This window comes from Secundilactobacillus paracollinoides DSM 15502 = JCM 11969 (assembly GCF_001311135.1).
Classification (GTDB): Bacteria; Bacillota; Bacilli; order Lactobacillales; family Lactobacillaceae; genus Secundilactobacillus; species Secundilactobacillus paracollinoides.
Map to the genome: position 1 here is coordinate 1 of NZ_BBAG01000032.1, position 19,118 is coordinate 19,118.

General features: G+C 48.0%; 13 protein-coding genes and 4 pseudogenes. 3 read left to right on the forward strand and 14 right to left on the reverse strand.

Annotated elements, in window-relative coordinates; all coding sequences use genetic code 11:
* Positions 1–118: 118 nt before the first annotated feature.
* The 6 genes and pseudogenes from JCM11969_RS10565 to metE all read right to left on the reverse strand — a co-directional run bounded on the left by JCM11969_RS10565 (position 119) and on the right by metE (position 9,879).
* Complete coding sequence (locus JCM11969_RS10565) at positions 119–730, reverse strand: DNA-3-methyladenine glycosylase I (RefSeq protein WP_065928420.1); 612 nt, start codon at positions 728–730, stop codon at positions 119–121.
* A gap of 738 nt (positions 731–1,468) precedes the next feature.
* Positions 1,469–2,053 (reverse strand): anaerobic ribonucleoside-triphosphate reductase activating protein, encoded by a 585-nt coding sequence (gene nrdG / locus JCM11969_RS10570; protein WP_054711114.1) that lies wholly within the window; start codon positions 2,051–2,053, stop codon positions 1,469–1,471.
* Positions 2,054–2,495: 442 nt separating this feature from the next.
* Positions 2,496–4,711: pseudogene (gene nrdD, locus JCM11969_RS10575) on the reverse strand (anaerobic ribonucleoside-triphosphate reductase).
* Between the two features lie 248 nt (positions 4,712–4,959).
* Entirely contained in the window at positions 4,960–5,793 is an 834-nt protein-coding gene (locus JCM11969_RS10580) for a TIM barrel protein (RefSeq protein ID WP_054711116.1), read from the reverse strand.
* Between the two features lie 958 nt (positions 5,794–6,751).
* Positions 6,752–7,616: pseudogene (locus JCM11969_RS10585) on the reverse strand (methylenetetrahydrofolate reductase).
* Positions 7,603–9,879 carry a 5-methyltetrahydropteroyltriglutamate--homocysteine S-methyltransferase gene (metE, locus tag JCM11969_RS10590; RefSeq protein WP_054711118.1) on the reverse strand — a complete coding sequence of 759 codons (2,277 nt, stop codon included), beginning with the start codon at positions 9,877–9,879 and terminating at the stop codon, positions 7,603–7,605. Before metE ends, JCM11969_RS10585 begins: the two are co-directional and overlap by 14 nt.
* A gap of 819 nt (positions 9,880–10,698) precedes the next feature.
* Between metE and JCM11969_RS10595 the strand changes: the two genes are divergently transcribed.
* Genes JCM11969_RS10595 through JCM11969_RS10605 form a run of 3 tightly spaced genes read left to right on the forward strand, consistent with a single transcriptional unit; the run spans position 10,699 to position 11,690 of the window.
* Positions 10,699–11,166 (forward strand): pyridoxamine 5'-phosphate oxidase family protein, encoded by a 468-nt coding sequence (locus JCM11969_RS10595; RefSeq protein WP_054711120.1) that lies wholly within the window; start codon positions 10,699–10,701, stop codon positions 11,164–11,166.
* Between the two features lie 18 nt (positions 11,167–11,184).
* Entirely contained in the window at positions 11,185–11,382 is a 198-nt protein-coding gene (locus tag JCM11969_RS17780; RefSeq protein WP_054711122.1) for a hypothetical protein, read from the forward strand.
* Entirely contained in the window at positions 11,346–11,690 is a 345-nt protein-coding gene (locus JCM11969_RS10605; RefSeq protein WP_082409305.1) for a pyridoxamine 5'-phosphate oxidase family protein, read from the forward strand. The genes JCM11969_RS17780 and JCM11969_RS10605 overlap by 37 nt, the downstream gene beginning before the upstream one ends.
* 41 nt (positions 11,691–11,731) lie before the next feature.
* Here the strand turns inward: JCM11969_RS10605 and JCM11969_RS10610 are convergent, their stop codons facing one another.
* From JCM11969_RS10610 to JCM11969_RS10645, 8 genes and pseudogenes are all read right to left on the reverse strand, one after another.
* Positions 11,732–12,028 (reverse strand): hypothetical protein, encoded by a 297-nt coding sequence (locus tag JCM11969_RS10610; RefSeq protein ID WP_054711127.1) that lies wholly within the window; start codon positions 12,026–12,028, stop codon positions 11,732–11,734.
* Positions 12,025–12,405 carry a hypothetical protein gene (locus JCM11969_RS10615; RefSeq protein ID WP_054711130.1) on the reverse strand — a complete coding sequence of 127 codons (381 nt, stop codon included), beginning with the start codon at positions 12,403–12,405 and terminating at the stop codon, positions 12,025–12,027. Before JCM11969_RS10615 ends, JCM11969_RS10610 begins: the two co-directional genes overlap by 4 nt.
* 126 nt (positions 12,406–12,531) lie before the next feature.
* Positions 12,532–12,948 (reverse strand): TIM44-like domain-containing protein, encoded by a 417-nt coding sequence (locus JCM11969_RS10620; RefSeq protein WP_156319339.1) that lies wholly within the window; start codon positions 12,946–12,948, stop codon positions 12,532–12,534.
* Between the two features lie 1,189 nt (positions 12,949–14,137).
* Positions 14,138–14,833 (reverse strand): annotated as a pseudogene (locus JCM11969_RS10625) (glycerophosphodiester phosphodiesterase).
* Positions 14,830–16,190: pseudogene (locus tag JCM11969_RS10630) on the reverse strand (extracellular solute-binding protein). The pseudogenes JCM11969_RS10625 and JCM11969_RS10630 overlap by 4 nt, the downstream one beginning before the upstream one ends.
* Before the next feature lie 11 nt (positions 16,191–16,201).
* Complete coding sequence (locus JCM11969_RS10635) at positions 16,202–17,050, reverse strand: carbohydrate ABC transporter permease (RefSeq protein WP_054711134.1); 849 nt, start codon at positions 17,048–17,050, stop codon at positions 16,202–16,204.
* Positions 17,050–17,985, reverse strand: a complete 936-nt coding sequence (locus JCM11969_RS10640; protein WP_054711136.1) for a carbohydrate ABC transporter permease — start codon at positions 17,983–17,985, stop codon at positions 17,050–17,052. Before JCM11969_RS10640 ends, JCM11969_RS10635 begins: the two co-directional genes overlap by 1 nt.
* On the reverse strand, positions 17,966–19,066 hold the full coding sequence (locus tag JCM11969_RS10645; protein WP_054711138.1) for an ABC transporter ATP-binding protein: 1,101 nt from the start codon (positions 19,064–19,066) through the stop codon (positions 17,966–17,968). The genes JCM11969_RS10640 and JCM11969_RS10645 overlap by 20 nt, the downstream gene beginning before the upstream one ends.
* Positions 19,067–19,118: the final 52 nt, after the last annotated feature.

Below are 19,118 nucleotides of genomic sequence, written 5' to 3' on the forward strand. Positions count from 1 at the left end.
ATGTTAAATACAACCAATAACCCGTTTCTTAAACACAATTTGGTATTTTAACCTTTATTTGTTGTGAGGCTGCAACAGCTGTGTCATTTTACTGTCATATTTTGATGACAGTTTCATGTCAGACTGATGCCTTGAGCGCCATCAACGTCTCGTGTTGCGTTTTGCCAAACGCGACTGCTGGCGCATACGTGTCGCATTCCAGTAAATGGTCGTTAATGATGCCGAGCGACTGCAACCAGGAATACACGATGGTGGGTCCAAGAAATTGGAAGCCCTGTTTTTTGAGTTGTTTACTGATTTGTTTAGAAAGATCCGTCTGGGCGGGTAAGTCCACCATTGTCTGGTGCTTACTATTCTGCGGTGTAAAGTCGACAAACGACCACAGATAGGCAATCATTGTCCGCCCATCCTTGTGCCACTGCCTGAGGATCCGGGCGTTATTGATCGTTGCAATGAGTTTCCGATGATTCCGGATAATCCCCGCATTAGCCATGAGTTCATCAACTTCCGGTTGCTGGAAAGCGGCTATTTTTTCAAGATCGTAATTGACGAATGCGTCTTTAAAGGCACTTCGCTTATTCAACACAGTCTGCCAACTCAACCCAGCCTGCATCATTTCAAGGACCATCAACTCAAACGTCGCCGTTTCATCCGTGGTCACAAAGCCCCACTCATGGTCGTGATACGCTGTCATGGCCGCATTACTGCCCTCAGCCCAAGAACACTTCATGGCGTCACCCTCCTTTTAGTTGCATACACTCTTTATTATATCGGATATTCCGGGTAATGTTTTTAAAATTTGTGGTAAACAATTTAGAGTTGTACTGTCGCTTCGTTGCGCCGTTCGGCCCTGCACGTTGAGGCCAGAGTGTGGAGCAGGCCGGGTTACTCCCGGAGTGTAAGGAGCTGGCGGAACACGTTTCCGCAATATAAACTAAAAATTCAAAGATCTCCCGTATTAGTATAAAAATTCAAAGATCTCCCGTATTAGTAACCGACCAAAATACGGTCGCTAACTAATACCGACACCACAGCCTGCAATGCCGACCGGCTCCACTTTGCTGACACTTGCTGTAAAACATCAATAGTCTGTATCGTCAACACCCACTTTAAAAATAGCGTTAGCTGACATCAAGCAATCAGCAGTCGAGGACGGATAATCCGCGAACTGTCTTTGACTGCATGTTGATGTTTATCAAACGTTACAAGCATGAGCAAAGTAAGTGGAATGGAACGATTTGGCACGGAGCTATGGTGTCGATGGCACTTGGTGGGCAAGGTCTTCGGCCACCTAGTGCCATGCGAGCCGAATAAGATCCACTCGAGAGCTGCGCAGCAGAAATCGAGTTAGCTTATTCGCGAGCCACCATAGCGAAGTGCCAAATCGTGGAATGCAACGGACTAATTACATCAATCTAAATTTTTAAAAAGCCCAGCTTGACAACGTAAGGTCAAACTAGGCTTTTTGTTATTTAATCAACTTATCCCAAAGTACGATTTCGCCCTTTTCAAGGGACTCTGGCACGTTAATGATCTTTTGGTTGGCACTGCCACGAAACTGCAGTGTGAGATCCATCTGAGCTTGCAAGAAGCGGCCGTCGATCAAAATATCAATCAGGTTCAGCAGTTCTAACTTATCGTCAGATTCCTGCATCAGCTCTTCCCACTTGTAACCCGTCCAACTCCAGATATCTTTATCATGGCCGAATTCTCGACGGATCCGTTTCGCCAGTTTAATGCAGACCTGGGTGTTCAAAAATGGTTCCCCACCAAGCAATGTCAATCCTTGAACGTAGTCTTGACTCAGATCTTCAATGATCTGGTCTTCCAGTTCCTGCGTATAAGGATGCCCAAAGTGAAAGTTCTGTGCCACCTTGTTGTAACAGCCAGGACAGTTAAACTTGCAGCCAGAAACGTAAAGGCTGCACCGAACCCCTTCGCCATCCACAAAGTTAAACGGCTTGTAGCTGGCAACGTATTGTTGACTTAAATCAGAAGCCAGCCATTCTTGAGGCTGTGGATTCTTAGGCAGCTTTTCAGTTTGATTAGGCATTGAAAAGCCTCCTTTATTTTTTCTATTAAATAGCCGTAATTGCTTAATTTTTCAGCAACGACCTGTCACATTCCTTACAACTCAATCACTAACTCACAAGCAGTTAGTTGCCAATTTCCGCTCACACAGCATGGTACAAAGCATCCCTGCAAGTTATCGACAAGCAGTCGAGGGCGGATTCTCTACGAACTTGCACTAATTGTATTTTGATATTTAACCAGGTTTAAAAGTTACTGCAATGTAAGTGGAACGCAGCAATTTGGCACGGTATCGTGGTGTCGATGTCACTTGATGGCCGTTATTTGGCCATTTAGTGACATGCGAGACGATGAAGATCCATTCGAATGGCGCACAGCGACAGTCGAATTAGCTTCATCGCGAGCCACTTCGATACCGTGCCAAATTGCGGAGTGCAACGCCATCACAGCATTGTGTTCAAACGTTACTGACGTGCAATATCATTGGCATCATTGCCAAGCGACATGTGCTTGACTCGGCTGGCAATTTCAATGTGACGGCCGTGAACCATTGGCCGCTGGTTAGGATTGCCAAGGTAGCCGCAAGTCCGCTTCACAACGTCGCAGGTTGCGGGATCGTGGTTGCCGCATTGCGGGCATTCGAAGCCCTTAGCGGTTGGCTTGAATTCACCCTTGAACCCGCATTCGAAACACTGGTCAATTGGTGTGTTCGTGCCGAGGTAACCGATTCGGTCGTATGCGTAGTCCCAAACGGCTTCGAGTGCCTTGGGATTTTGTTTCAGATTCGGGTATTCGCAGTAGTGAATGAACCCGCCAGCGCTGTATTTAGGATAGTCTTTTTCAAAGTCAATTTTTTCAAACGGTGTTGGTGCTTTCCGCACATCGTAGTGGAAACTGTTCGTATAGTACTCTTTATCGGTAATATCCTTCACGCGGCCGAACTTCTTGATGTCGGCTTGGCAGAACGTGTTGGTCAGACTTTCAGCAGGGGTAGCATAAACGCTGAAGTGGTAGCCGTATTCGTCTTCCCATTGCTGACAGGGTCGTAGAGGTCTTTGACCACGTCAATGGTAAATTGCTTGGCCTCAGGGTTAGTCTCCCAGGTTGGGCCAAAGAACGCAGTACCCACTTCGTACAGGCCAATGTATCCCAACGAAACGGTGGCGCGGTTGTTTTTAAACAACTCGTCAACGGAATCGGTGCGCTTCAGTCGTTTCCCGAAGGCCCCGTATTCGTACAGGATCGGCGCATTTTCTGGGCGCGCCTGCTTTGCCCGGTTCACCTTGAAGACCAGGGCTTCCTTACAGATTGACAAGCGTTCTTCCAAAATGGCCCAGAACTTATCTCGGTCACCCTTGGCTTCCAGCGCGATCCGCGGCAGGTTCATGGTGACAACGCCAAGGTTCATCCGCCCAGCGTTCACCTCGTTGCCGTTTTCATCCTTCCAGCCCTGCAAGAAGCTCCGGCACCCCATCGGCGCCTTGAAGGATCCAGTCAGTTCGACGATCTTGTCGTACATCAGCACGTCGGGGTACATCCGCTTCGTTGCGCATTCAACAGCGAGTTGCTTCACATCGTAATTTGGATCCTCGGGCTTCAAATTCAAGCCGCGTTTGATCGTAAAGACCAGCTTGGGGAAAATGGCAGTCCGCTTTTCCTTACCCAGGCCTTCGATACGCACTTTGAGGATGGATTTTTGAATCTCACGTTCGATCCAGTTCGTCCCTAAGCCAAAACCAAGCGTTGTAAACGGCGTCTGTCCCTGTGAGGAGTATAAGGTGTTGATCTCATATTCGAGCGCCTGCATGGCGTCATAGATGTCCTTTTTCGTCTTAGCCTTCGCAAAGGCGTCCTGTTTTTCTACGCCTTCGATCCATTCCTTCGCATCAACCATGTGCTTGTCGTAGTTCTTCTGCGCAAATGGCGCAAGGAATTCATCCACGCGGTCGGCGGAACAGCCACCATACTGACTGGAAGCCACGTTGGCAATAATCTGTGACATTTGGGCCGTCGCAGTCTCGATCGAATGTGGCGACTCCACTTCGGCGTTGCCGATCTTAAAGCCGTTATTCAGCATTTCTTTGAAATCAATCAGGCAGCAGTTCGTCATGGCACTATATTGATAATCCAAATCATGCCAGTGAATGTCACCCTTCAAATGGGCATTAGCAACCTTGTCCGGCAGCATTTTCAACCCAATTGACCGGGCAACCGTTCCGGCAGTCAGGTCTCGTTGCGTGTTAAAGACGTTACTATCCTTGTTGGCGTTTTCGTTCACCACCGTGGCATCTTTATGTAACAATTTTTGAATCGTAAAATTAATATCCGTTGCTTGGTTGCGTTTGAGATCCTTTTGCGTCCGGTAGTTGATATACTCTTCAGCCCAGTCGTACTGGTGCTGTTCAATCAATTCATGTTCCACAATGTTTTGAATCTCGTAGATCTTTACGTTATCGTCGAACCGGTCCGCAAGCTCACGCTCAACATCGGCGACAACCGCCTCAATCGTTTGATAATCACTGGCATCCAGTTCGTCGTTCATTTTCTTGGCCGCTTTTAAAATAGCCGTCTGTATTTTATCACCGTTAAAGCTGACACTCCGGCCGTCACGCTTAATGACAGTCAGGTCGTCAACGCGATCTGTTCGTGTTTCTTGCATCTCCGCCAACCCCTTTTTCATTTGAACAATTCACTCACTATAATACCGATTTTCGCAGACAGCTTCAACCATATATTGTGTGCAATTTAACATGATTTTGGAATATCACTACTACATGTTGTGGTTATACGCAAAACAAAGACACCCATCTGATTGATCTCAGACGAGTGTCTATTTTTGTAAAATCCGTTCAATTTAGGGCATCATCGATCACCCATAAGTATGAAGCTATCATACCGCGAGCGTCCGCCAACGTCAACTGCCTTCAGCTACCTGCCGACAAGCAGCGTCCGCGATGCCAGTCCCTTCAGGTAATCGTGGCTGTCTAACATTGCCTGACAATTCGATTCGTCATCAAGGGTAATCTCATAAATATTAGTGGCATTCGGATTCAACACTTGTTTTACCCGAGCCCAGTCAATCGCACCCTTGCCAAGCGGCAAACTATCGTGTTTTTGTCCCATCGAATCAACTAAGTGATAGTGCACGATCTGGGGTGCCAGCCGTGCCAAGCTAGATACTAACTGATCGTTGTCACCGTGCAACACGATAAACGCATGACTGATATCGTAAGCTAACCGATAATGATGGCCCATAATCGCACGCTCAAACCCCGGCTCACCAAAGCGAAACAATGGTGACAGGGCATTTTCAAACATCACGTGATTACCGCCGAGGGCTTTAAAGTAGTCGAGCCGATCAAACACAAGCTCACGCCCAGCTTCTAAGCTCCCAAACTGCGCTTTGATCCAGCTCATCGGTGCGTTGTAGGCCCCGTGAATCAGGACCTGCACATCCTTGATGCGTGCTAATTCAATGAGTGATTCCGTGCTGCCCATCATAAACTGGTACGCTGCGGGATTTCGCAGTGCGGAAACTGCCAGCTCATTATGAGCGTGGTCAAACGCCATTGGGTGATGAATGATCACGTGGTCGACACCGGCAGACTTGACCCGGTCGATCATCTGACTTAAATGCGCTAATCCATCCGGCGTCATGTCGCTGGCTTGCGTGTAAAATTCAAATACCTCTGGCCGATGCTGCAACCGTTCCTCCAGTTGCGCCTCATCAGTGCTGGCCTTCAATCCAAGATATGGAAACATGTCAACCACCTCATTTCGTTTTATTATGAGACAGTTATACCATCATTGACTGGTGTATTCTAACCTTCTGACTATCATTCGCGGTTTCTTATGGTGTTCTTAAGTCCGTTTAGGAAAGTGTTAAGAACTTTATGGTTCGTTAAGGTGTGGATGTTTGCGTTGGAGTTCCGTGGTACTCCGTCAATTTGGCGGTAGGCAGGTGTGGGTCGCTCCGGAGCTATTGAATTTCTTGTCAGAAATTCAAGGATCTCCTCCGTCTCCCGTATCAGTAGGTGGCCTGAGAAACACCCACCAACTGATACCGACACACCAGCTACCGCCAAATTGACTCCGCACCACTCACAGCCAGCATCTTAACTCAGTAACCCAAGCATCACCCAACAGTTAGCCCTAGTTCGCGGATTATCCGCCCTCAAGAACATTGACGATCATTAATAGGTAACCAACTGACTAAACGAATGCTTATGATAGCGACACCGTTACTTGAGTAAACTGGCTAGGGTTAATCTAACCGCGAACGTTACGCTGACCAATGAGTTGACACATCCACGCTGATAACACAGCGTTGCTTGTTGAATCAGTACGAAATCAATGGCCTAACAGCACTATAACCTGGTTACTACATGTTGATAACCAAGCAGTCGAGTGCGGATAATCTTCGAACCCGTTTTAATTATTGGTCAATCCTTAGGTAGCTGATGCAGAGAACGCTAACGTGAGTGGAATGGAGCGATTTGGCACGGCATCGTGGTGTCGATGTCACTTGATGGCCGTTCTTTGGCCATTTAGTGACATGCGAGACGACTGAGATCCACTCGAGAGCTGCGCAGCAGAAATCGAGTTAGCTCAGTCGCGAGCCACTTCGATGCCGTGCCAAATCGCGCAATGCAACGGACTTACCCAGCAAATGCAAAAAGCAGTCATCCAATAATAGGAATGACTGCTTAATTCAAAAACACTAGATCAAAGTTTTGATCGCGCTGCAGATTCGCTGGGTGACCACGGGGTTGTCCATGGTATACAGGTGGATGCCGTCGACGCCTTCGGAAAGAAGGTCGACGATTTGGTCAACGGCGTAAGCAATGCCCGCGTCGCGCATGGCGATCTTGTTGTCTTGGTAGTGGTGCATCATTTTTAAGAACTTGGGTGGTAATCCGACACCGCCCATGGTGGCCATTTTGGCAATTTGCCGTTCGTTAATGACGGACATGATGCCCGCCTGAATCGGTACCTTGATGCCGGCTAGTTCGCAACGTTCGAGGAAGTTGTAGTAGTGTCCATTTTCAAAGAAAAGTTGCGTGATGAGCTGGGAAACGCCAGCGTCCACCTTTTCTTTGAGATGTTGCACATCTACCACACAGTTATCAGCTTCCGGGTGTACGTCCGGGTAGCAGGCGCCCAAAATGTTGAGGTCGCTTTCGCGCTTAATGGCCGTGACTAAGTCGCTAGCAAACGGAAAGTCGTTGTTGGGCCGACCATCCGCTGGCAGGTCGCCCCGAAGCGCCAGCACGTTTTCCACGTGCGTCCTCGAGGTCTGCCAGATAGGTTTTGAGCGATTGTTGATCAAAGGCCACTGCGGGAATGTGGGCCACAGCGTCGATGCCGTAATGTTCTTTAATGTAGCGGCACAGTGCCAGCGTGCTGGCATGGTTGCCGTTACCGCCCGCGCCATAGGTGACACTAATGTAGGCGGGTTCAAGTGACGCTAAGGTGTCCAGTGAGGCGTAAAACCGGTTCGTAGCCTTTTCGGACGCGTTAGCGCGTGGTGGGAAGATTTCGAACGAGATCACGGGGCGATGGTCGAAACAATTAACGACCTTCATGCGCGAGTTCCTGACGAACTTCCTTGGTTGCTGCAACAACGTTTTCCAGGCTGGCGGTGGTTTCAGTTTCGCCCCGAGTCTTCAAACCACAGTCTGGGTTGATCCATACGTTGTTTAATGGGACCTTCTTCAAGATCTTTTCGATGGTGCCGGCAACTTCCTTTTCGGATGGGATCCGTGGGGAGTGAATGTCATAAACGCCGGGGCCAACGTGGGTCTTGAAGTGGTCGCGGTTGAGTTGATCCAGGAGGGTCAGGTCAGCCCGAGAAGCTTCAAATGAAATGACATCCGCGTCCATGGCATCGATGGCGTCAAGAATGTCACCAAACTCGCTGTAGCACATGTGGGTGTGAATTTGCGTTGACGGTTCAACCTTGCTGTGCACGAGTCGGAAGGCTGGAATGGCCCAGTCCAGGTAACGGCTGTACCAGTCGGATTTCCGCAATGGCAAGTTTTCCCGTAAAGCGGGTTCATCAATTTGAATGATCTTGATGCCATTCTTTTCCAAGGCTAACGTTTCAGCTTGGATGGCTAAGGCAATCTGGTAGGTCGTTTCCTTTGGAGATAAGTCTTCACGTGGGAAGGACCAGTTTAAGATCGTCACGGGACCAGTCAGCATCCCCTTCATCGGCTTGTCAGTCAGACTTTGGGCGTAGACCGATTCCTTGACAGTCATGTCATGGGTCCGAGCAACATCGCCCCAGATTATTGGCGGCTTTACACACCGGACACCGTATGATTGTACCCAGGCGTTGCTGGTAAACAGGAACCCATCCAGTTGTTCGCCAAAGTATTCCACCATGTCGTTTCGTTCGAATTCACCGTGCACGAGCACGTCTAAGCCGATTTTTTCTTGGTATTCCACGCAGGCTTTGATTTGTTCGCGGTTGAATTCATCGTACTGTTCCTTGGTAATTTCACCCTTTTTGAACTTCGACCGGTTGCGACGGACTTCACGGGTTTGTGGGAAGGAGCCAATCGTAGTCGTTGGTAATTCTGGCAGATTGAACTCTTTCTTTTGAATGGCAGCCCGCTCTTCAAATGATGGTTCGCGGTGGAAGTCACTTTCCTTTAATGAAGCAACTTGCTTGGTGATCGTTTCGTTTTCTTCGTAACGTGGTTGGGCGAACAACGCTTCGTTGGCCTTCAGCGCATCCGTACCGTTCCCGTTTAAGATCTGTTCCAGATCCGTTAATTCAGTCAATTTTTCAGCGGCAAATGCAAGGTACCGTTTGTATTTTTCGTCTAATTGCGGTTCATTTGCCAACGTGTACGGCACGTGGAGTAACGAACATGACGTGGTCAGTACTAATTGGTCGTCAGCAACTGGGAGTTGTTTGATCAACGCCAGTTTTTCGTCGTAGTTCGCCTTCCAGATGTTCTTCCCGTTGATTACGCCGGCAAACAGTGTTTTGTTCGTTGGGAACCCCTTTGACTTGATCAAATCAAGTGTCTCAGCACCCTCAATGAAATCAAGGCCAAGCCCATCGAATGCCAGTGATGTCAGCAAGTCGTAACTATCACGAACGTCACCAAAGTACGTTTGAGCTAAAATCTTCAGCCCGTGTTTGTTTGCCAAAATAGGCTTGTACAAATCAGTGAAGAGTTCTAGGTCGGCTTCAGACTGGTCCTTGACTAGTGATGGTTCATCCAATTGAACCCATTCGGCACCTAAATCGGCTAATTGTGCCAGCACAGCATCGTAGGCTTTAACCAAGGCTGCCGCGTAGTCCGTTGGCCGTTTTGCCCCTTTGTAAGCACTGAGTTTCAACAGCGTGTACGGGCCAACTAAAGCGGGCCGTGTTTTAATCCCAGCGGCCTTGGCTTCCTTGAAGGCATCAAAGACTTGGGAACCAACCAGCTTGATATCGGTGTCATCGTCAAATTCAGGGACGATGTAGTGGTAGTTCGTATTGAACCACTTCTTCATGCTTAAGGCGGTCACATCACCTTTATCGCCTTGGTAACCACGAGCTTCAGCAAAGTATTCATCGAGGTTGGACAGGTTCAGATCCCGGTACCGCTTTGGCACGATGTTTAATAGGAACGCCGTATCTAAAGTGGTGTCGTAGTATGAAAAGTCGTTTGATGGTAACTGGTCGATGCCAGCGTTCGTCAGTGTTTTCCGATTTTCATCGCGTAACGTTTTAGCCGTTTGTGCAAGTTCATCAGCTGATACTGCTTGTTTGAAATATTTTTGTTCCGCAAATTTTAATTCTCGGTGGCTCCCGATGCGGGGGTAGCCGATAACTGTTGTTTTCATGTAAGGTTCTCCTCTCGTGTGCGTTTAAGCACGATGACTGGTCTCATTGTCGGTGGTGTTGGATGCTAAACCAACGCTGCAGGCAACCACATGGCTTGACCGTCAATGCCATCGCCAAGCAGGTAGCTTGCTGTTGTGATTTTGTTGCAGTGCAGGTAGGTAATGTTTGTCATTGTGGTGTCCTCCTTTTTTTGATTTTTGGTTTATTTTGAGTTTGGATCGTGAAGGCTTTTTGGTTGGTAGTGGTTTTGTGATTGACTGGCTTTTGCTCTTCCATGGACTTTTATGACTGTGGTGCTCTCATTTTATATAGCCGAAACGTGCTCCACGGGGCAAGTCCTTAACCGCCCCGTTCCGCACTCTACAAAAAAGTCCCCACCCCGCCATAGCACTACACTATAGCAAGATAAGGACGATTTAATCGCGTTACCACCTTAGTTTAAAACAAGCTCACACTCGTTTTCTCCACAGGTATCCACTGATACCATCACGCTGTAATGGGCGCACCCATGATGTGCTTGCCGTAGCTCACACGCCTTCGTTGACCAAAGACCATCTTCACACAGTTCCCCCTACCGTCTTCCACCTACGACGGCTCTCTTCTTAAGGGTAAACGTGCTACTCATCTTCTAATTCAGTTCTAATATGATGTGAAGAGAATACAATATTCTGAGATGAATGTCAAGGGCTACGATTAAAATAATGAGTACTGAACAGGCTAAAGATGTTGCTACCAGTCGATTACTAGTTGCATTACCCGCTGTTGGTGCGGTACATTGGGAGTATACGTATTCGGTTAAAATTTAAGGAGGGGTTGTCATGCTACGCACCGACCGCGAAATTACAGATTTTGACGATCTTCGAACGATTATTGAAAACGGTGAGATCATTAACACCGCTATTATGGATTCACCAGCACCCTATGTTGTGCCGACAAATTACGCTTACGAATTCGACGGTACCCACCTGACGCTCCACTTACACGGTGCAGCAAAGGGTAAGAAATGGGCACTGATTGCCAATGACCCCAACGTGTCGTTTAGCATTGTTTCTGAAGCACACCTCGAGGCCGATGCCCATACCATTTACTACGAAAGTATTTTGGGTACTGGGAATGCGATCCTAGTCACTGACCTTGAATTAAAAGAACATGCGTTACGACTGCTGCTTAAGAAGGAACTGGGGTACTTTGATGGGACCCTTGACCCGGTGGATCTTGCACAGGTCGGCATCATTAAAACTGATGTGATTGCCTACACCGGTAAGCGTCATAACGCTGCACACTAGCCAACTGGAGGCCTTCGTATGAGAAGAAAAGATCGTGAAATTACTGATTTAGCAACGATGCAGCAAATCGTTGCCGATGGCCACGTCATCACCCTTGGCATCAATAACGGCGATGCAGCGCCCTACATTGTGCGACGAACTACGGCTAACAGTTCGATGGCAACACCCTCACGTTGTACATGCACGGCGCGCCCGTTGGTAAAAAACGAACGTTGATTGCCGCCGACAACCAGGTTTCATTTAATATCGTGACAAACGCAAAATTATTTGAACCGACCGATGACCAGCTGAGCCATTATAGTTACTATTATCAAAGTATTTATGGTACCGGAACCGCGGTCCTCGTCTCTGATCTGAGCGAAAAAGAAACCGCTCTGCGCGCCCTGTTGCGGCATGAGGTCGGTCATGATGTTGCTGGCGAAATTTCTCAGCATGATTTGGCATACGTCGGCGTGATTCGACTGGATGTGACTGCCACACGGCTAAGCAGCATGTGCAGCCAACGCCGGAAAAATAAGGATTAAAATAAGCACACCTGAGCATCGTGAACGCAGGTGTGCTTATTTTATTGTCTGATTTTGGCCACCAAATATCGACCATCAGATTGTTTCTGAAGTTCCCAGACTTCAACAAATCGTTCCAGTCGTGTTTGGTCGTATTGATTACGATTATACTCTGGCGATTTTCCAGGATATTCAAAATAGTCACGGGCCTGAGCTGTCACAACAACGTGTGGTGTTTCTTTGGTGCTAGGCGCCGCTTCTAAATTAATAATCACCATGCCCTCTAAACGATTGATCTTACCAGCAGCGTGCCAGCGATCCAAGAGTCGTTTCATCTCGTGGAAATAACGCGGTGTCATGAGGCTGCCAGAGTCGCTTGATCGCCATCCGACCATGCTTGTTCAACGCGGTAAAATAACGGTTCAAACTGTCTTGCGATTTCAGGTTCTATTGGATACACGTCACGTGGTGCATTGTGCTGATCAGCCCGTTTTTTGAGTCGCGACCCACCGATAAAAATGGCAACTGCACCAATAACGAGACCACTAACCAGATTCTGGCCGTTGTTGTACCCATAGTAGCCGCTCTGATGATAGGACGACGGTGAACTGGTCGTCCCTTCAGTTTCACCGGTCGTTGTGCTGCCAGTGGCGCCACCAGCCCGACCAAACGCTGTCGTGGGCGCACTTAGCCCTAAAACACATGTCCATAGCACCACTACCCACCATTTTTTCACAATTGTTTCTCCAATCACTTATTGTACGTTAAGTATACACGTATTCCGAGTTGGATTGTTTCTCAACGCAGCATCTTAAAAAAATAAAAAACGTCCAGTGCTGGCCGAACGTTTCTCCCTATCCAATTAGTCGGATGTCTTGATTTGTGTGACTCTGAGCTGCCCGGCATCATCACGATTAAGTTCCCAAACCTCAGTAAACCGGTGAAAATAAGTTTGCTCATACTGCTCCTGATTGAACCGCTGTGAGCGATCTGGATAGCTAAAGTACTGCCGTCCCTGGGCCGTTACGACAACGCGGGGTGCCGTTTTCACGTTGCGTTCCTGACGTAAATTGATGATGACCATGCCTTCATGACAAGCCTTTTTCCCAGCTGTCTGCCACCGATCCAGCAGTTGTTTGCGCTTTTCAAAGAATGTTGGCGTCATTAACTCAGCCAACCGGTGCTGATCATTGTCCGCCCAGGCATCCTGAACATCATAAAACAAGGGTTCAAACTCTTGAGAAAGGCTAGGCTCGATCTCTAAAATATCATGTGACATCCCCCGCTGACCTGATTGGCGTTTAAGCTCATAGCCGCCAACGATGACCGCCGCTGCGCCAATGACGAGCGCACCAACAGCGTTGAGCCGCGCGTCAGTGTCAATGTCGGCTTGTTTGGCGCGCGTCTGGGTGGCTGGACTAGTAGTTGCAGCTAGTGCCTGCGTTGATGAAAATGCAGTGCCTACAATGCATAACGCTATGATGCAAGCGCGTATAAGTCGTCCTTTTTTTATTTTCTGATCTCCATTTCATTGAATCTGGATTATCGTCGATGTTTTCTGAAAATGAGTGTACCACCGTGAGCGTTTCCAAGACTAGGGAAAGTTGACGATTTTTTAAATATAAGTGAGTCCAAATAAAAAAGCCCAGAGCATGCCAAGCATCCTCCAAGCCAACAACACAGTCCGCCAATACAAGACAGACCGCGTCATTACTATATGTGTAGTGTGAAAATAATCTATGTGTCGATGCGACTATGTGTCCGAATTCAATTCGGAGATGATGCCGACCTATGTGTGATGCCGTACCGCTATGTGTGACACTTATTAATAAGTAGAGGTGCATGATGTGTGAAGCAATATGTGTGTAAACCTATGTGTTGGTGCCACGAGTTGTGACAGTATAAGTAACGCTATGTGGGTCTATGTTGTGAAACAGTTATATGTGTCATCATGCGGTATGTGGTGTACATGCTATTGAAATAATAGCTAAACCTATGTGTGCTGGTGCAAGTTGTGTTGGGTAGCGATCCCAGATATGTGTTAAATATGTGTGTCTATGCATCAGTGGCATCAAGACTGATCATCAGACGGTTATGTGTTTGACGCTAGGATAATTGTTAGAGAACGAAAAAACGTCCTTAAGCATCGCTGCTTAAGGACGTTTTCACGTGGTACCACCTTTTTTCCCGATTATCGCTAATCGGCTCGACCCGGACGTTTTCATCCGGCGGTCAGGTAGTGGTGACCAACCCTAGTCCCTCTTAACAAGGACCGCTTGCTCCACTTTAACTTTAACTCGAAGGATTGTACGTGTTCTCACCAGCCACGCTCTCTTATCCAATCGCTTCGACCTAGTCCTTAAAGCTTCAAGGCAATTTCATATTATTCTCTAACTATGCTTTAATAATACTGGCTGGCTACTTGAAAGTCAACCCCTCTTTTTAAATTAATGCCTTTCTCCTGTTCATTAAGAGAGCACCTGTAACTGGGCATCACGGATTGCCATCGCATGTTCGAAATCATCCGTAAAAATACCCGCCACATCTTGAGCTACCAATGTTTTAAGACGCTCATCCTCGTTCACGGTTCAGATACGTTCTGCAACGGGAGCTAGTGGATCAAACCGATTAAGATGCAGCCCTTGCAGATGCTCCTGACGAATAAATTCAAGCGGATGCGCAATCAGGTGATCCGCTAAATAGCAGTAATTTTGAGTGCTGTCAATTGCATATGCGCGTTGCAACGTTGCCAGATCAAAGGATGAGAAAATGACTGGGTGCACCAGCGGCGTTTTTGCAATCATGGCTAACACCCGTCGTTCAATCTCTGGATAGTGGATCAGATCCGTTTTAAATTCAAGATTCAACTGCACGTCTTCATTGGCTACCAGAGCCAGAAAATCTGCCAATAAGGGAATCTGCTCGCCATTAGCTAAATGATACTGTGATAGTTCCGCGTAGGTCGCGTTATATATCAGACCATGCCCATCCGTAGTCCGGTCGATCCGTTCATCATGCATCACAACAGGCACTAGATCTTGGGTTAACTGCACGTCGAACTCCAACCCCTCAACACCATTGTCAATGGCGTAAGCAAATCCGGCAAGCGAATTCTCTGGAAAACGAGTCGGTATACCTCGGTGCCCAAAAATTTTGGTTGTCATTTTCCCGTTCCTCCCTTGGTGATCCCACTGGCTTTATTGTTATTCGTAATGGCCGCATTCATGCTGTCCGTGGCCGTTTTAAGCGCCTTATCAATGTCACCATGGTTATAGACCTGCTGCATGGCCGTTTGTGTCAGCATCCGCTCCTGAACCACGTCTTCCATGAAGACCCCAGAATTGCAAATATTGGGTGTTGTCCGCGCCAACTGCTGACCTGGCACGGCCACCATTGGACGCTTCGCATACAAGTCCTTCAACACGGCTCATTCTTGGCCCGTTTGTTGATTGCCATATAACCAGTCACCTTTTCCCATACCGCTTGGTTCTTAGCACTGACAAGGAATTTAACAAACTGCCAGGCGCCTTGTTGCACGGCCTTTGGCTTGTCATTTGAGATCCAGACTGAGGCGCCCCCAATCGAAACCCCGTTAGCCTTTTGACCATCGGCATGCGGGAAGTAGCAAATACCCAGTTTATCTTTTGTTCCAGCAGTCAAACTACTGATATCGGCCGACGACTGCATGAAAATACCCAGCTTACCGGCTAAGAAAGCGGCCATTTCGTTCGTTTCGGCGGTGGAGCCGGATCCAAAGTTAATGATGTCCTTGTTCTTTACATTGTCTTGAATCCACTGCATCGCTTTCTTTGCCCCAGGCTGATCAAAATTAACGGCAGTCGGCACCCCTTTTCGGCCATTATCATTGTTGGCCATGTGCTCATTGCTATTGGCCATAAACTGTTCAAACAACCAGCCGTATTCCTCAACGGTCATCCCATTGATTTTCCCCTTGGACTTCGCCTGAATCTGTTTGGCCACCGCGGTGATATCACCATAGCTGGGATCCTTCGGTGGTGCCTGAATGCCCAGTCGTTTTAATAGTGACGCGTTGTAGTACAGCACCGGCTGCGAGGTATTAAACGGCATTGATATTTGGTTGCCGCCCTGAGAATAAAAGGCCCGCGGCACGTCGGCAATTTGATTAATGTCATAGTGCTCAGCGTCAATAAAGTGCTGCATAGGTGTTGCAACTTTCGCGTGATACAACTCGCTGGTCGACACGTCCATGGATTGAAACACAGCGGGTGACGCGCTGGTCCCATGTGTTTGCAGGATCTTTTGAACGGCTTCGTTATAGGTGCCTTCAAACTCAGGCACCACCTGATATTTTGTTTGCGACGCATTAAAGGTGCTGGCGAATTGTTTGAGCTGGGCCGCTGCCGGCCCCGTCATTTCGTGACAAAACACAATTTTCTCTCGTGGTCCCGTGGCTGATGCCTGGCCAGTGGTACACCCGCTGACCACTAGCGTCAATAAAAACAGTGCTCCTATCAAATCGATGATGTGATGTCGTTTCATTGTCGTCCTCCCTATTTAACTGACCCTTCATTTAATCCCGACTTGAAATAATGCTGGCCAATGAAAAGGACGATCAGCGTTGGAATGACAACAATGCAGGCACTTGCTTGAATCATACCCCAGTTATTGAACGTTTCTGCGGATTGCAGTTGGCGCAGGCCGTCTTGAACAGGGCGAAACGTGTCTGAAAAAGTGGTCAGCATTGGCCACAGATACTGATTCCAACTGGTCAGAAAGCTGTACGCCGCAAGCGTTACGATACTGATTCGAGAATAGGGTAATACCACTTGATAGTAAAACTGCCAGTGATTAAGCCCTTCAATATCCGCAGCTTCCTTGAGTTCCTTGGGCAGTTGCAAAAATGACTGCCGTAGCATGAACGTGCCAAACGCGGTGGCCATAAACGGCACGACCATCACGGCAAAGTGGTTAAGCAGCCCCATCGCTTTGACGGTCATAAAGTTCGGGATCACTTCGGCTTCAAAGGGCAGCATCATGGTCGCCAGAAACGCGTAGAACAAGAATTGACGGCCCTTAAACCGTAAAAATACAAACGCGTAGGCAGACATCGAGCAAAAAATCACCTGTGCAATGGTGGTTAAACTCGCAATGACGATGCTATTAAAGAGGTATCTCAAAATGGGGGTCGTTGTAAACGCCGCAATATAGTTATCAATTGAGAGACGACCCCATAACGCCCCTTTCGAAATTTGCGCAGTTGGCAGCAAGCTTGTCCAGAAGCCAAGTAAAAATGGGCTCACAACGATCAACATTAAGATAATCAGCAGTGTATAACGCCCTATGAGTTTCAGCCGTTGAATTGAAGTTGTCTGGGGTTGTTCGGATGGTGTCAGTTGCATTAGTAGTGCACCCGCTTTCCAAAGAACTTAAATTGAATCAGAGTGAAAATGGCAATGATCACCGTTAGCAAAATCGATTCGGTACTCCCCTGAGCAAAATTACCGTTCAGAAAAGAATCCGCATAGATTCGGTAGACCAACAGATTAGTGGCATTGTCTGGCCCACCTTCAGTCATCATGTCGATCAACCCAAAACCCTTAAAAGCCTCAATCAGTGTCACAATGGTGACGAAAAACAGCGTGCCGGAAATCATTGGAATCGTGACTTTAAAAAGTTGCGTCATTTTTGAGGCGCCCGCAATATCTGCCGCTTCATACAACGATTGCGGAACGGATTGCAGCGCGCCAAAAATAATGAGGAAGGTGAACCCCAGATTCATCCAAACGGTTGAGAGAATGATGGCAACCATAGCTGATTTGGGATCCGTCAACCAGTTGACTACCGGCAGATGCAGCGCCTGCGAGAGCTGGGCAAAGACACCCACGGATGGGTTAAACGCGAATAACCAAAAGATGGCGGCTACCGAAATTGAACCTCCCATCGTCCCTGAAAATAACGTCCGAAACAGCCGAATACCCTTCAACTGCTGATTTGCTGCCACTGCAAGCGCGACACCCAAAACAACGGTGAGTACGGAAACTGCCGCTACAAAGATCAAGGTTGCGCCTAAACTCGATAGGTAGGCGGGACTCGTCAGGAGGGACAGATAGTTACTGAGACCAACAAATGCGGTCGCTTGCCCATAATCGTTGGTTAAAAAGAAGCTCATATAGGCTGTTTTCAGCATCGGAAAGAACACGAAGATCAGGAGAAGGACGATCGTTGGTCCTATGAACAAAACCGCATACCCCGAGTCCTTAATTGAACGTTGACTTGTTAACTCAACTGACGGGACCGAAGTGTGGTCGACTGGTTTAGACAAGCGTTGCAGCATGCGTAGCCACCTCCTCACGTGATTCCGCTGTAATCAGCGCACCATGTTGATCAAAAACAAAGAAGTGGTTCACACGCTTAAGGCTGATAAAGTCGCCATTTTTGACATCTGCCTGGTTCGACACTACGAGGCGTAGTTCATCCGCTGATTCAAGCAGTTCAGCGACAATCACCGTTTGGTCACCTAAATAAGACACCGCACTGACCCGCGCATTGGCTTGCCGATCATTGACAGCAACGGTGACGTCACTAGGCCTAATTCCAATCGTGTACTGTCCAGCGGCCAAGGGATAGGCAATGGGGAGTCGAAAACTTTTGTTCACAGTCAGCTCTCTATGGGCATAATCTGCAGATAGGAGATTAATTTGCGGCGTCCCAAAAAAGGTGGCCACAAATTCGTTCTTGGGATGCTCATAGATATTGATCGGCGTGTCGATCTGCTGTACCTGGTGGTCTTGCAAAACGAGGACCCGGTCCGCCATCGTCATCGCCTCGACTTGATCATGCGTGACGTAGATCACCGTAATCCCCAATTGCCGTTGGAGTGCCTTAAGTTCTAAGCGCATCTTAGCCCGTAACTGAGCATCCAAGTTAGATAATGGTTCGTCCATCAAGCAGAACTGAGCGTCTGAAGCAATTGCTCGCGCCAGTGCGACCCGTTGCCGCTGGCCACCAGATAGGGAGCGTGGTTTACGAGTCGCGAGGGCCTTGAGATCAACCATAACAAGGGCATCGTTCACGCGTTTTTGAATCTCTTGTGGCGCCAATTTTCTTGACTTGAGACCAAACGCAACGTTGTCATAAACACTCATGAACGGAAACAGTGCGTAACTTTGGAACACCATGGAGAGTTTTCTATCCTTTGGCGGAATATCATTTGCCACCTGCTGATTGATCATCAGCTTCCCGGAAGAAATCGAAATCAGACCAGCAATCATTCTGAGTAAGGTACTTTTTCCACAGCCAGAAGGCCCGACAATGACGAAAAATTCACCGTCATTTACTGTCATATTGACCTTGGACAACACTGGTTGCTGTCCTGCTTCATAAGTCTTGGTCACATCGTGCAATTCAATTGCCATCTACCACTCACTACTCCTTTAAATTGGCGTCGATCGGACATCTAGTACGGTT

Excerpts from the sequence above, each read along its gene's own strand:
- nrdG (WP_054711114.1), bottom strand. The coding sequence starts at position 2,053 with ATGCCTAATCAAACTGAAAAGCTGCCTAAGAATCCACAGCCTCAAGAA.
- JCM11969_RS10610 (WP_054711127.1), bottom strand. The coding sequence starts at position 12,028 with ATGACACCGCGTTATTTCCACGAGATGAAACGACTCTTGGATCGCTGG.
- JCM11969_RS10645 (WP_054711138.1), bottom strand. The coding sequence starts at position 19,066 with ATGGCAATTGAATTGCACGATGTGACCAAGACTTATGAAGCAGGACAG.
- metE (WP_054711118.1), bottom strand. The coding sequence starts at position 9,879 with ATGAAAACAACAGTTATCGGCTACCCCCGCATCGGGAGCCACCGAGAA.
- JCM11969_RS10605 (WP_082409305.1), top strand. The coding sequence starts at position 11,346 with ATGCACGGCGCGCCCGTTGGTAAAAAACGAACGTTGATTGCCGCCGAC.
- JCM11969_RS10635 (WP_054711134.1), bottom strand. The coding sequence starts at position 17,050 with ATGCAACTGACACCATCCGAACAACCCCAGACAACTTCAATTCAACGG.
- JCM11969_RS10640 (WP_054711136.1), bottom strand. The coding sequence starts at position 17,985 with ATGCTGCAACGCTTGTCTAAACCAGTCGACCACACTTCGGTCCCGTCA.
- JCM11969_RS10595 (WP_054711120.1), top strand. The coding sequence starts at position 10,699 with ATGCTACGCACCGACCGCGAAATTACAGATTTTGACGATCTTCGAACG.
- JCM11969_RS10580 (WP_054711116.1), bottom strand. The coding sequence starts at position 5,793 with ATGTTTCCATATCTTGGATTGAAGGCCAGCACTGATGAGGCGCAACTG.
- JCM11969_RS10620 (WP_156319339.1), bottom strand. The coding sequence starts at position 12,948 with ATGTCACATGATATTTTAGAGATCGAGCCTAGCCTTTCTCAAGAGTTT.
- JCM11969_RS17780 (WP_054711122.1), top strand. The coding sequence starts at position 11,185 with ATGAGAAGAAAAGATCGTGAAATTACTGATTTAGCAACGATGCAGCAA.
- JCM11969_RS10565 (WP_065928420.1), bottom strand. The coding sequence starts at position 730 with ATGAAGTGTTCTTGGGCTGAGGGCAGTAATGCGGCCATGACAGCGTAT.